Source organism: Bradyrhizobium sp. BWA-3-5 (assembly GCF_032917985.1).
GTDB lineage: Bacteria > Pseudomonadota > Alphaproteobacteria > Rhizobiales > Xanthobacteraceae > Bradyrhizobium.
In genome coordinates, this window is the sequence record NZ_CP136626.1 from 5,789,025 (window position 1) to 5,801,478 (window position 12,454).

Annotated in this window: 16 protein-coding genes; 10 read left to right on the plus strand and 6 right to left on the minus strand. The window is 63.1% G+C overall.

From position 1 onward, the window contains the following. Positions 1-56 precede the first annotated feature (56 nt). Positions 57-413, plus strand: coding sequence for a hypothetical protein (locus tag RX331_RS27940; protein ID WP_317252821.1), 357 nt, complete (start codon positions 57-59; stop codon positions 411-413). A gap of 82 nt (positions 414-495) precedes the next feature. Here the strand turns inward: RX331_RS27940 and RX331_RS27945 are convergent, their stop codons facing one another. Next, positions 496-1,227: a TetR/AcrR family transcriptional regulator gene (locus RX331_RS27945; protein ID WP_410708022.1), complete on the minus strand. Its 732-nt coding sequence runs from the start codon at positions 1,225-1,227 to the stop codon at positions 496-498. A gap of 112 nt (positions 1,228-1,339) precedes the next feature. Here RX331_RS27945 and RX331_RS27950 point away from each other — a divergent pair, with 112 nt between their 5' ends. From RX331_RS27950 to RX331_RS27970, 5 genes are all read left to right on the plus strand, one after another. After that, positions 1,340-2,743 carry a carotenoid oxygenase family protein gene (locus tag RX331_RS27950; RefSeq protein WP_317252822.1) on the plus strand — a complete coding sequence of 468 codons (1,404 nt, stop codon included), beginning with the start codon at positions 1,340-1,342 and terminating at the stop codon, positions 2,741-2,743. 255 nt (positions 2,744-2,998) lie between these two features. Next, a complete protein-coding gene (locus tag RX331_RS27955) occupies positions 2,999-3,577 on the plus strand; it encodes a hypothetical protein (protein WP_317252823.1) in 579 nt (192 codons plus the stop codon). Between the two features lie 53 nt (positions 3,578-3,630). Further along, on the plus strand, positions 3,631-4,188 hold the full coding sequence (locus RX331_RS27960) for an inner membrane-spanning protein YciB (protein ID WP_317258260.1): 558 nt from the start codon (positions 3,631-3,633) through the stop codon (positions 4,186-4,188). 126 nt (positions 4,189-4,314) lie between these two features. Continuing rightward, a complete protein-coding gene (locus RX331_RS27965; protein WP_317252824.1) occupies positions 4,315-4,611 on the plus strand; it encodes a hypothetical protein in 297 nt (98 codons plus the stop codon). Further along, complete coding sequence (locus RX331_RS27970) at positions 4,611-5,615, plus strand: SH3 domain-containing protein (RefSeq protein ID WP_410708023.1); 1,005 nt, start codon at positions 4,611-4,613, stop codon at positions 5,613-5,615. The genes RX331_RS27965 and RX331_RS27970 overlap by 1 nt, the downstream gene beginning before the upstream one ends. A 27-nt stretch (positions 5,616-5,642) precedes the next feature. Here the strand turns inward: RX331_RS27970 and RX331_RS27975 are convergent, their stop codons facing one another. Genes RX331_RS27975 through RX331_RS27985 form a run of 3 tightly spaced genes read right to left on the minus strand, consistent with a single transcriptional unit; the run spans position 5,643 to position 8,496 of the window. Continuing rightward, positions 5,643-6,335 carry a DUF429 domain-containing protein gene (locus RX331_RS27975; protein WP_317252825.1) on the minus strand — a complete coding sequence of 231 codons (693 nt, stop codon included), beginning with the start codon at positions 6,333-6,335 and terminating at the stop codon, positions 5,643-5,645. Between the two features lie 24 nt (positions 6,336-6,359). Further along, positions 6,360-6,803 carry a MaoC family dehydratase gene (locus RX331_RS27980; protein WP_317258262.1) on the minus strand — a complete coding sequence of 148 codons (444 nt, stop codon included), beginning with the start codon at positions 6,801-6,803 and terminating at the stop codon, positions 6,360-6,362. Positions 6,804-6,831: 28 nt separating this feature from the next. After that, complete coding sequence (locus RX331_RS27985) at positions 6,832-8,496, minus strand: fumarate hydratase (RefSeq protein WP_317252826.1); 1,665 nt, start codon at positions 8,494-8,496, stop codon at positions 6,832-6,834. 208 nt (positions 8,497-8,704) lie between these two features. On the opposite strand from RX331_RS27985, the gene RX331_RS27990 reads away from it, so the two are divergent. The 4 genes from RX331_RS27990 to RX331_RS28005 all read left to right on the plus strand — a co-directional run bounded on the left by RX331_RS27990 (position 8,705) and on the right by RX331_RS28005 (position 10,680). Further along, positions 8,705-9,235, plus strand: a complete 531-nt coding sequence (locus RX331_RS27990) for a hypothetical protein (protein WP_317252827.1) — start codon at positions 8,705-8,707, stop codon at positions 9,233-9,235. A 77-nt stretch (positions 9,236-9,312) separates the two neighbouring features. After that, the gene (locus RX331_RS27995) at positions 9,313-9,789 is read left to right on the plus strand and encodes a hypothetical protein (RefSeq protein ID WP_317252828.1); all 477 of its coding nucleotides are present in this window, start codon (positions 9,313-9,315) and stop codon (positions 9,787-9,789) included. 151 nt (positions 9,790-9,940) lie between these two features. Next, positions 9,941-10,126, plus strand: coding sequence for a hypothetical protein (locus tag RX331_RS28000; RefSeq protein WP_317252829.1), 186 nt, complete (start codon positions 9,941-9,943; stop codon positions 10,124-10,126). 194 nt (positions 10,127-10,320) lie between these two features. Then, positions 10,321-10,680, plus strand: a complete 360-nt coding sequence (locus tag RX331_RS28005) for a GFA family protein (protein ID WP_317252830.1) — start codon at positions 10,321-10,323, stop codon at positions 10,678-10,680. 116 nt (positions 10,681-10,796) lie between these two features. Here the strand turns inward: RX331_RS28005 and RX331_RS28010 are convergent, their stop codons facing one another. Together RX331_RS28010 and RX331_RS28015 are read right to left on the minus strand one after the other, a co-directional pair. Then, positions 10,797-11,504, minus strand: coding sequence for a glutathione S-transferase (locus tag RX331_RS28010; RefSeq protein WP_317252831.1), 708 nt, complete (start codon positions 11,502-11,504; stop codon positions 10,797-10,799). 151 nt (positions 11,505-11,655) lie between these two features. Then, positions 11,656-12,333 (minus strand): lectin, encoded by a 678-nt coding sequence (locus RX331_RS28015; protein WP_317252832.1) that lies wholly within the window; start codon positions 12,331-12,333, stop codon positions 11,656-11,658. Positions 12,334-12,454: the final 121 nt, after the last annotated feature.

Below are 12,454 nucleotides of genomic sequence, written 5' to 3' on the forward strand. Positions count from 1 at the left end.
AGTTGCCGGGCATTGCCATATCCAGGCTTCAGCCGCGTCGTCAAAAGGGGGCAGTGGTGCAGATAAAACTCATTGCTCTGTTGTTGGCCTGCAGCGCCCTCGCCGGCTGCTGCGCCTCCGGCACCGGTTGCTCGACGACAGCGACCGCCGGCGCGCCGATCGCCTGGGATGGGCTGGGCGAGCCGCCGACTGCAGATGGCGATCAGGCCGCGCCGGCCAAACCGAAGCGACGGACCGCGCGCAATCGCGATCGCGAGATCATTCTCGGCCCGCTGAATGATGCCCCGTCCAGAGAAGCGTCAGCCAGCTCGGACGCCAAGGCGCGCTATGATGAGTGGACGCGCCTGCCCAACGAGGATCCGGAAGCCGACGCGAGACTGAAGCGGCAAATCAAGATTTGCAAGAATTGCTGACCGGCAAATCGCGGCCAGTTTGGCGGGCATCTGCCGAGCGACCGGTCCACACTCACGGCCTTCCCTCTCGCGTAGCCTTTCCCTAGGCAACCGGCGGTCGCGGCACGGTCGAGCGCAGCATCGCGTCGAGCAGTTGCTCGACCCCGGTGCCTTCGGGCAGCCGATGCAAGATGTCCTTCAGCCGCCCGTCGAGCAGCAGCGTGGTGAAGCCGTGCACCAGCGACCACGCCCGCGCGATCGCCGCCGCCTGGTCGAGCGACAGCGTTTCCAGGGCTTCGCCGGTCAGCTTTTCGTTGCGGCTGAGGCTCACCGCGGTCGCCAGCCCTTCAAAAGAAGCGGTCGCGGCCTCATGAAGCGATGGCCGCGTCATATCGAGCCGCTCGGTGCGGAACATCAGGCCGTACATGCCAGGGCGCGCCTGCGCATAGGCGACATAGGCCTTGGCGCGCGCCAACGCCTTCATCAGCGGCAGCGTTTGCGTATTGCCTGCCGCGATCATCGCCTCGTTGAAGCGGCGGAAGCCGATGGCGGCAAGCTCGCTCAACAACCCCGTGAGATCGCCGAAATGATGCGTCGGCGCCGCATGCGAGACGCCGGCCTCGCGTGCCACCGCCCGCAACGTCAGGCCGGGCAGCCCGTCACGCTCCAGCACGCGCTCCGCCGCAGCCAGCAACGCGTCATGCAGGTCGCCATGGTGATAAGGGGTCTCGCCTGCCGGGCGCCGCCGGCTGGCGGGTCGCTCGGTCGCGGCTCTTGCCGGCCTGCGCATTGCGGCGGGACGGCCCACTGTTGTTTCTCTTGATGTTCTTGCCATGCGATTCTTTATAACCGCAATTTTTACACTGTAAAGATTTTGCTTGACGGTGCCTCGCAACATCTCTACTGATATCTTTACGATGTAAAGATCAAATCGGAGGAGACGCGAGATGCTCGACCAGGTGAAGACCGACATGGCCCGGACCAATCTGGCGCCGATCCCGATGGAATGCGACGCGCCGCATCTAAAGGTATCCGGCGAGTTGCCGCGCGAACTCAACGGCACGCTCTACCGCAACGGCCCCAACCCGCAGTTCGACGCGCCTGGCGCCCACTGGTTTGTCGGCGACGGCATGCTGCACGCCTTTCACCTGGAGAACGGCCGCGCCAGCTACCGTAACCGCTGGGTCCGCACGCCGAAATGGCTGGCCGAGCACGACGCCGGCCGCGCGCTGTTCGGCGGCTTCGGCCGCAAGCTGCCGGGTGCACCGGCCGGCATCACCGACGACGGCGGCGTCGCCAATACCAACATCATTTTCCATGCGGGCAAGCTTTTGGCGCTGGAGGAAGGCCATCTGCCCACCGAGATCGAGCCCGGCACGCTGAGCCGTCTCGGCTATTGCGATTACAAGGGCGCCATCAAGGGCCCCTTCACCGCGCATCCCAAGATCGATCCCGTCACCGGCGAGATGGTGTTCTTCGGCTACAATGCGATGGGTCCGCTCACGCCCGCCCTGTCCTTCGGATCGGTCAATGCCACTGGGGTCGTGACGCGGTTCGATCGCTTCGAAGCGCCCTATGCCAGCATGGTGCACGACTTCATCGTCACCGAAAATCATCTGCTGTTTCCGATCCTGCCCATTACCGGCAGCATGGAACGCGCGATGCGCGGCGGGCCGCCCTATGCCTGGGAGCCGGAGAAAGGCGCCTATGTCGGCGTCATGAAGCGCAACGGATCGGCGAAGGACCTGGTCTGGTTCCGGGCCGAGAACTGCTACGTCTTCCACGTCATGAATGCGTGGGAAGAAGCTGGCCGCATCATCGCCGACGTGATGCAGTTCGAGGAAGCGCCGCTATTCCCGCATCCCGACGGCTCGAAGACCGATCCGCAGAAATCGCGGGCGCGGTACTGCCGCTGGACCTTCGACCTATCAGGTAATACCGACCGCTTCACACAAACCTATCTCGACGATCTCACCGGCGAATTCCCGCGCATCGACGATCGCCGTGCCGGCCTTTCGAACAGCCACGGTTGGTACGCCTGCGCCAATCCTGATTTGCCGATGTTCGGCGCGCTATCCGGCCTCGTCCATGTCGACGGCAAGGGCAAGCGTCTCGGCCATTACCTGCTGCCGGCCGGCGACACGATTTCCGAACCGGTGTTCGTGGAGCGCGGGCCTGATGCCGTGGAAGGCGATGGCTGGCTGCTGGCAGTGGTGTGGCGCGCGCGGGAGAACCGCAGCGATCTTGTGGTGTTCAACGCGCAGGACGTCGAGGCCGGCCCCCTCGCGCTTGTGCATCTCGGCCACCGCGTGCCGGATGGTTTTCATGGTAACTGGGTGAGTGCGGAGTAATTCAGTCACCGTCATACTCCGTTGTGCAATTGCACATCGGAGGCATCGCGGAGCGATGAACCCGGAATCTCGATTCTCTGGTGCGCCAGCGCCCATCAGAGTGATGCTGCGCATCGCCCCCGAATGACCTTGTTGATTGGATAGAGCTTCTAGAGGCGTCCACCTTATCTTGACACTGTAAAGTTTTTCTTGACGCCCCCATCTGCGGCTCTATTGTATCTTTACAATGTAAAGATCAGCCCTCACGAGGCCACCATGACCATCTTCCTGATCCTCGCTCCGTTCGGCTCGTTCGCCCTGCTGATGCTGGTGACCACGGCCAAGATCAGCCTGTTCGTTGCGGCTGCGATCTGCCTCGCTGTCATCGGCATCGACATTTATCGGGGCCGCTCGATCAAGATTCTCGGCGCGGGCAGCGCCCTGCTCTTCAGTGGATTGGGAACCTATATCGCACTGGTCGATCCGGGCTTGAGCAGCTCCGCCGTGAAGCTTTCGAGCGACGTCGGCGTGCTTGCGATCTCGCTGGTCTCGCTGGTCTTCGGCAAGCCGTTCGTCCTGCAATATGCGCTTGAGGAGGTCGACACCGAGACGGCGAAGCAGCCTGGCTTTCTGAAGGCGGTCTATCTCATCACCTGGGCCTGGAACGCGGCGTTCGTCCTGATGATCATCGGCAACGTGCTGACGATCTATGTGCCGGGCCTGCCGATTTGGTCCAGCCTGGTGATCGCCTTCGCTGCCCGCAACAGTGCCGCCTATTTCACGACATGGTATCCACAATATCGCAAGGCGAAGTATGCTACGCCGCCCGCGAACGCCCTTCCCGGCACCAACTGACCTGAACCGAATTGGACCGCCCACCACAACACCGATCAGCAGAGAGCATGACGATGAAGGACGTATTCGCCAGACTGGGCGCCGATTTTTTCTCCACCATCGTGTTCATCGCGATCTATCTCGCGACTGACAACGTCCTGCTGGCGACGGGCATCGCGATCGCGGGCGCCATTGCACAGGTGATCTATTCGCGCATCAAGGGCAAGGAGCTCGGCTACATGACCTGGGCGAGCCTTGCGCTCGTCATCGTGCTCGGCAGCGCGACGCTCTTGACCCACGACCCGCGCTTCGTGCTGATGAAGCCTGCGATCGGGCATTTCGCGATCGGCGCCATCATGCTCAAGCGCGGCTGGATGCTGCGCTACATGCCGCCGATCGTGTCGCAGACCATTCCCGAATACGTCACCTTCGCAGGCTACGCCTGGGCCGCCCTGTGCTTCGTGCTGGCCGCCGGCACCATCGGCGTCGCGATGACCGGCGACATGAAGCTGTGGACGTTCTACGTGACGATCGTGCTGGTCGGCGCCAAGATCGCCGCCTTTGCGATTCAATACGTCGCGTTTCGTATTTTGGTCGGCAGCCGGCTTCGTGCTGCCGCCCAGCGCGCCTGAAAAAATACGCGGCAAAAGACGCTTGAGACGATTGGGCTTGTGTGGCGAGATAGGCTATACCGCGAAGCGAGTTTAGCGGATCTCGCAAGCCATTCTGGTTTGCCGGGAAAATGTCGGGAGACAAAGATGGCCGTGGACGGAAACTGGAACATCACCATGAGCACGCCGATGGGCGAGCGCAAGGCGACGCTGTCGCTGCAGAGCGCGGGCAGCACGCTCACCGGCACGCAGGGCGCCGACGGCAATTCCGGCGAGATTTTTGACGGCACGGTCAACGGCGACGACGTCGCCTGGAAAATCTCCATCACCAATCCGATGCCGCTCACCCTTGAGTTCACCGGCAAGGTTTCCGGCGACAGCATGTCCGGCGAAATGGGCATCGGCCCGATGGGCAGCTTCCCGTTCACGGGATCGAGGGCCTGATGGATCGGGAGACCCAGCGTCTCCTCCCCTCGTCCATGCGCAAGACGATTGCCGTTACGATCGCCGCCCTCGCCTCCCTGGCGGGTGCGGCGATTGCACAAACGGCGGCGTCCGAACCGGCCTGGCGCAAGAGTGCGCTCGCTCTCCTGCCGCCAACCCACGTCGCGGGCGAAGCCTACCGCACCGACGAAGCCGCGATGACCGGCTATCTCGCGCTCTACCCCGCCAATGCAACCGATCCGAAATCACCGGCAAGCGTGTTCGCGCCGCCGCAGGTGCTGGTCGTAAAGCTGACGCGCGAGGATGGTGCACTGCGCGCCGCATCGGCGGAATTGCAGCCGCGTACAGATCCGACGCGCGGCAATCGCGACACCACCATGACCGACCCCGACGGCGAGGAACGCGAATACGACAGGCTGGACGCCGAACTCGCGGCCGGCCGCGCGAACCTCCCCGCAGGTACCGAGCCCTGCAGCCTCGGCGGATGGTCGGAGGACCGCGATCCCAAGAGTCTCAACGTGCGCGCGGAGCCTTCAACAAAGGCGCGCGTGCTCGGCACGCTGCCGCCGCCCTACCGGCTGAAGATGGGCGGCGCCGAGAACACGCCCGAAGGCGGCTGGCTCACCGAATTCCGCATCATCGGCTTCAAGGACGGCTGGTTCCTGATCGAGGGCGCTAAGCCGCCGGGCAAGGAATATGAGGACGAAAACAGATACCCGCGCAACGCGCCAAAACCCTATCCGGGGCGCGGCTGGGTCGCCGCCAACAAGGTCGGCGCCAGCTATGCCAATGGCGGCACGCGCATGGGCGGGCTGTTTCAGGCGCCCTTCGTCGATGCGCAGTGGACACCCGCGGGCCGCAAGCTCGGCGGTACGCTCGATACCGATGGCGGTCCCAAACGCATCCTCGCCTGCAGCGGCCATTGGGGCTTGGTGGAAAGCCACGACGGCGTGCGCGGCTGGTGGCGCGCGCTGTGCAACAACCAGGTGACGAACTGTAGTTGAGCCGGCCGTGTCGGTTCGCAGGCACCATCACGACCAGATCTGCATCGGCAGGCCGTAGGCGTCGCGTAGCGCGGCGCCTTCGGGAACGCAGCCGGCGGCATCGCGAGCCGCGATTGCAACGGCACAGGCGTCCAGCACGTCATCACATTTCGCACCGGTGCCAAGGCGTCCATCGGCCAACCACCTGTCTATGGTCCTGATTCCTTTCCGCTTCAGCAGCCGGCGGCGGAGACGAATCCCGTCCTCCGATTTCTTCGATGGCAGCGGCTTGTGATCGTTGAGACGCAAGAAGACCAGTTCCGGGTGAGCCTCGCGAATGTGATGCGGGCGATTGGTCCGCACAAAACTATCCACTTCCATGATCTTCGAGCCGAGATGCCAGAGCTGGCGCGACACCCGCTTCTGGCCGCGCCGCAACGCATCCTCGTTGGCACAGTCTGGATCGGTGAATTCAGTCCACAGCCAGCGCCGCGCGCCGGCGAACACGCGTGAAGTATGCGGCCGCAGCTTTTCGCGGGCGAGGATGTCGCAGGCGCGCTCACCGTCATCGGTCATTCCGATCGGGATGTCGATCGCAGCGCGATCAAAGCGAACAGACAGCGCCTCGGCAACATCGCGGCAAAATCTGATCTCGTGAAGGTCGCCATCCAGCAGCACGGCGACCCAGCCTTTGCTGAATCCGTCGAGGCCGAGCGCCCTGCAGTCGGACCCGGCGCTCACTTGGCGCAGTTCACTTGGCACAGTTCACTTGGGACGGGTCGGTACGATCGCGATCGGAACAAAGGTGTAGACCGCCTCGCCATGCTGGTCATACAGGGTCCATCTGACGCGCGCGATGCCTTGCGGCTTCGACCGTGAAGGCAACAATTCGATCACCTCTCCCTCGAGACGAAGCGTGTCGCCGGGCCGCACCGGTTTCAGCCAGCGCAGATCGTCGACGCCGGCGCCGAGGAGCGGATGCGGACCGAACGGCCGGCACTCGGTAGCAAGCCGCATGGCGATCGCCGCCGTGTGCCAGCCAGATGCGGCGAGCCCCTTGAAGACCGTCTTCCTGGCGGCCTCCTCGTCGAGGTGAAACGGCTGCGGATCATATTCGCTGGCGAAGCGAAGGATGTCTTCCTTTGACACCGTCACCTCACCTCCCCTGAAGCGCATGCCGACTTTCAGGTCGTCGAACCACTCGACCATGTTGTTGGTTCCCGCCAGCAATTCCTCCTCACCCCAGGTTCAATTCCTTGAAGAAATCGTTGCCCTTGTCGTCGATGATGATGAAGGCTGGGAAATCCACCACCTCGATGCGCCAGATCGCTTCCATGCCGAGCTCGGGATATTCCACGACCTCGACCTTCTTGATGCAGTGCTCGGCAAGGTTTGCCGCCGCGCCGCCGATCGAGCCGAGATAGAAGCCACCGTGCTTCTTGCAGGCCTCGCGCACCGCGACTGCACGGTTGCCCTTGGCGACCATCACCATCGAGCCGCCGGCGGCCTGGAACTGATCGACGAAGGAATCCATCCGCCCTGCCGTGGTCGGGCCGAAGGCGCCGGAGGCGTAGCCGTCCGGCGTCTTGGCGGGACCGGCGTAATAGACCGGATGGTTCTTGAAATAATCCGGCAGCGGCTCGCCCTTCTCCAGCCGCTCGCGCAACTTGGCATGCGCCGAATCGCGCGCGACGATCATGGTGCCGGTCATCGAGACCCGTGTCTTGATCGGATAGTTCGACAGCGTCGCCAGGATTTCCTTCATCGGCTTGTTGAGGTCGATCTTGACCACCTCGCCGCCAAGCGCCTGCTCGACTTCAGGCAGATATTGCGCGGGATTATGCTCGAGCTCCTCGAGATAGACCCCGTCCCTGGTGATCTTGCCGAGCACCTGGCGGTCTGCCGAGCAGGAGACGCCAAGCCCGATCGGGAGCGAGGCGCCATGACGCGGCATCCGGATCACGCGCACGTCGTGACAGAAATATTTGCCGCCGAACTGCGCGCCGACGCCGAGCGACTGCGTCATCTTGAGGATTTCCTGCTCCATCTCGAGATCGCGGAACGCGTTGCCGTCGGCCGAGCCCTGGGTTGGCAGCGCATCAAGATAGCGCGCGGAAGCCAGTTTCACCGTCTTCATGCACAGCTCGGCCGACGTGCCGCCAATCACGATGGCAAGGTGATAGGGCGGGCACGCCGCCGTGCCCAGCGTGAGTACCTTCTCCTTCAAGAAGGCCAGCAGGCGGTCCTTGGTCAGCACCGATGGCGTCGCCTGGAACAGAAAGCTCTTGTTGGCGCTGCCGCCGCCCTTCGCCATGAACATGAACTTGTAGGCGGCCGCTAAGTCCCCTTGGCCCTCGGCGTAGATCTCGCACTGCGCCGGCATGTTGTTGGCGGTGTTCTTCTCCTCGTACATCGAAAGCGGCGCCACCTGCGAGTAGCGCAGGTTACGACGCAGATAGGCGTCGCGCGCGCCTTCCGAGAGCGCCGCCTCGTCGTCGCCGTCGGTGATGACGTTGCAGCCCTTCTTGCCCATGATGATCGCGGTGCCGGTATCCTGGCACATCGGCAGCACACCGCCGGCGGCGATGTTGGCGTTCTTCAGGAAGTCGAAGGCGACGAACTTGTCGTTGTCGCTGGCCTCCTTGTCTTCCAGGATCGAACGGAGCTGCTTCAGGTGGCCGGGCCGCAGATAGTGGTTGATATCGCCGAAGGCCGCCTCCGACAGCGCCCGCAGCGCGTCGCGGGAGACCACCAGCATGTCCTTGCCGAGCACCTTCTCGACCCGCACGCCCTCGGTCGTGATCTTTTTGTAGGGGGTGGTATCAGGCCCCAGCGGGAACAGCGGCGTGTGCTTGTAGGGCGGAACGGGTTTCTGGTCGGGAAAAGCGGTCGGGGCGTTCATGTCGATATCTCGGGTTGGCCTGCGACGGCCGGAACGGCGCCGCGGAGATAGACCCGTTCTAAGCATTTTTCGAGCAAAAGGAAGGTTTTGCTTGCCGGCCGGATGCGGCCGGATCCGGCAATTTACCCTGCCAATCGGCGATTGAACCGGCGCGGGTCATCTTCAGACAAACCCGAGATTTCCAAAGGCCAACAGACTTGCGATTGCGATGAACGCCGCCACCACCGTGCCCGATGCTCCCCCTGCCCCGATCCGCCCGCCGCGGCTGCTCGGGCTTTATCTGCTTTTGATCATCGTTGCCGCGATCGAAACCTTCGAAGGGCTGTCGAACGCGCCGACGCTGTTTGGCGACATGTCGACAATTCCAGGACCCGGCCTCGGCGGCGCGATCATCAAGGCCTATATCGCCAGCCATCCCGTGCTGGCGCTGGCAGCGCTGGTCTTCGCCACCGTCGGCCGACTGCGCTACGCGATCATGTCGCTCGGCGCGCTGGTGCTGATGAACTGGCTGAACTACATGCCCTCCGTGGTGCTGCACGGGCTCGACTTCGACGGCATCTCCGCCTTCCAGACCCCGCTCCAGATCGTCGCGTTTCCACTGATGGCCGCCTGCGCCATCGCGCTTGCCGCGCGCAACGAGCGGCTGGGGCTCGCCACAATGCTGGTCAGCATCCCCACCTTGTTCAATGTGGCAGCCGTGATCGCCTTCGGCATCAGCGTGATCCTTTACGGTTTCTGACAAGCCAATTGACTTCCGCGCGCGCTCCTTGCAGGAAAATCGGCGCGCGGGCTTCATAGCGCATGGGGGCATCCACAATGGCTTTGGCATCACGACTTCGAGGACCGATCCCGCTTGCCGCTATTCTGGCGCTAGCCGCCACGATCGGTGCCTCACCGGCGCGCGCCGACCGCTGCGACGATAGTGCCAAGGAGCTGGCCAACCAAATTGATAGGCTGAAGGTCAACTTCAAGGCCGCCAACACGGTCTATCTAACGCACCCGCTTGCCAAGGAATTGTCGGTCGCTTGCCGGGGCGACAAGTTTGCCATCGAGCTCTACGCCAAGGGCGACCGCAAGCCGAAGCCGGAGTTCATCTCGTTGGTCGGCGCCATGGCCGCGCTCGTCTTTTCGGTGACCAAGGACGACACCACGACCGGCGCGTCGCGCTGTCTCAAGCGAATGGGGCTGCTCCGCGGCGACAAGGTCAGCATGCGTTTTCGCCGGCTGACCTTGGAGTGCCAGCGCAACAAGACCGAGGCCTGGATCGCGATCACCCGCGGCAAGGATGAATAGATCCAAATCAATCGCATTCTAACGATTTCGCGAGTTCTCCGTTCACCATTGGACGGCGATTGGCAGCATCGATGCGGGATTGCCGTGCCGGATTCACCAATCGTTCGTTTGCACAAGGCCAGTGTCGGAGGCAACCAAAAGGATGCTTCCGATGAATGTCTCTGCGATCCCCGCAACGGTGGTGGTCAAAGCGCCCGAAGTTCCGGTGTTCAAGGCCCCCGACAAGACGCCTGACGTTCAGAACGGCGCGCCAGCCGACGGCACCCGCAAGCCGCAGCCGACGCAAGTCGCTCCCCTGCCGCCCGGACAGGGAACACGGGTCGACCAGTTGGCGTAAACAGCTGACGTTCGGCGCCGGGACGAACCAGCGCCGCAAGCTTGCCGAAGAATCGCGCAATCATGTCGCCAAGGGGCTGTTCCGCGAGAACTCCTTCGCCCCTATGCTGACTACGCCGCGCACATACGCTATCGTCTGCTGCTAGGCCGTTGATGAAACAACGAGCCTGGTGAAACAACGAAAGCGACATCGCGATGCCCGAGAGCAAGACCTACACCGGCGGCTGCCATTGCGGCCAGGTGCGCTTCGAATGCACCACGGATCTCGCCATGGTCACCGCTTGCAACTGCTCGATCTGCACCAAGAAGGGCCTGCATTTCACCTTTCTCGATCCGAAGAGCTTTCAGCTCCGCGCTGGGGCTGAGAACCTGAAGGAATATCTCTTCAACAAGCACGCGATCCATCACCAGCTCTGCGTCGATTGCGGTGTCGACGTCTTCGCGCGCGGCAAGAAGCCCGACGGCAGCGATGTGGTCGCACTGAACGTGAGCTGCATCGACGGAATCGAATTGTCGAAACTGACGATGACGCCGATCGATGGACGGAGTTTGTGACGCTGCCGCCGTCATGGCCGGGCTTGGCCCGACCATCCACGTCTCGCCACACTTAACAAAGTCGTGGATGCCCGGCTCGAGCCCGGGCATGACGGAGGAGAGAGCTGGCTTGCGCCTCATCCATCCAGCGCCTTGTACTTTCGGAAAATCCCGTCCTCATTGAACGGTATCCTTCGCTCGCTCGCCAGATACGCCTTGATATTCGGCCGCGCCGCGACGCGGTCGCGCAGGGCGACAAGACCGGGGACCTTGCGCTCGAAGGCCTTCATGCGCTTCGGAAAGGCGTAGCGCAGTCCCTCGACGATCTGGAACAGCGACAGGTCGACATAAGTGAGGCGGCGCCCGGTGACGTAGGTGCCGCCATTGGCCTTCAGCAGATCCTCGAAATAGCCGAGATATTTCGGAACGCGCGATTTCCAGAACTCGTCGGTGCGCTTCTTCGCCGGCGCCTTCTGGTCTTCGTAATAGAGCGAGGGCCCGAGCGGGTGATGGGTGTCGTGAATTTCGAGCACCAGATCCGCGATCGTGAGCTGCAACTGATGCACCCACAATTTGCCGGCCTCCGACTTCGGCGCCAGGCCATGGCGCGATCCCAGATAAAGCAGGATGTTGGCGGTCTGCGCGATCACGAGCTTGCCGTCCTTGAGGAAAGGCGGCGCGAACGGCACCGTCCCCTTTTGCGCTTCCATCATCCGCGTCATCGCAGCCATGCCGTTGCCACGGCGCGCCACGTCGGCATATCGGGCGCCCGCCTCTTCGAGCGCAAGGCGGACATATTCGCCGCGGCCCTGGATCATCGGCCAGTAATAGAGCTCGTAACGCATCGATCACACCTCCGCTACCGGTTCGACCGACATAACAAATCATCTCGCGGTTCGTTCGTCACGCGCAGCGGCACTGTCATGCGCGCATAGAAAAAGGCCGCCTCGCGGCGGCCCCTTTCGCAGACGTGCAGCGCTGTCCTGCAAGGCGCGCTCAGTTCGCCGCGAAGCAATAGAACAGCCCGTCGCCGCCGGTGCTCTTCAGGTCGGCCTGGGAGCAGCCGCCATCCGGACCACGCGAGGGATGCGAGGTGTTCCAGGATTTCGAGACGTCGTCATCGCGCAGCCCCATGCGATCGGAATGGCCGACCATCGCCGAGCCCTGCGTCGAGCTCGTCCAGTTCTTGCAGGTACGATCCTCGCCAGCTGCAAAGGCGGTGCCGTCGGCCTGCGAGCCCGTCAGCACGTCATGGCGATTGGGCGTGTCGCCGCGGCCGTTGATGACCTCGCCCTTCTCGCTGAGCGCGGTCTGCTTGGTGAGACCGTTGGCGCCGTGCAATTCGGCGACATCCTTGGCAATCACCTGGCCCTTGGCGTTCTTCCAAGGTCCCTTGCCGATACGGTCGCGCGCATTGACGGCCGGCTGGCCGTCGGCGGCCTGCGTCGAGAGATAGGCCCGCCAGGTCTTGCCCCCTGCTCCCGCCGCCTGCGCCAGCGTCTGGCAGTGATTGTCGGCGCCAGCGAGGCCGCCGAGGTTGCCGCCATTGCCGATGCCATTGCTGGTCACGAAGAAAGTAGTGTCGGTAGACTGCGCCTGCACGGGCGGTGCAGACAGCGATAAGGCAGCAAGCATCAGGCTGGCCGGCGCGAGGGTCCTGGCAAGATTCTTCATTTGGCTTCTCCCGTTGGTTTTTGTTCGTTTGTCATCAACCCGATAGGGCGGCCATTATTCCGCTCGCGGTGACCTCATCGTGAAATCGACCGCCCAAAGAAAAAGGCGCCGCGGAATGAAC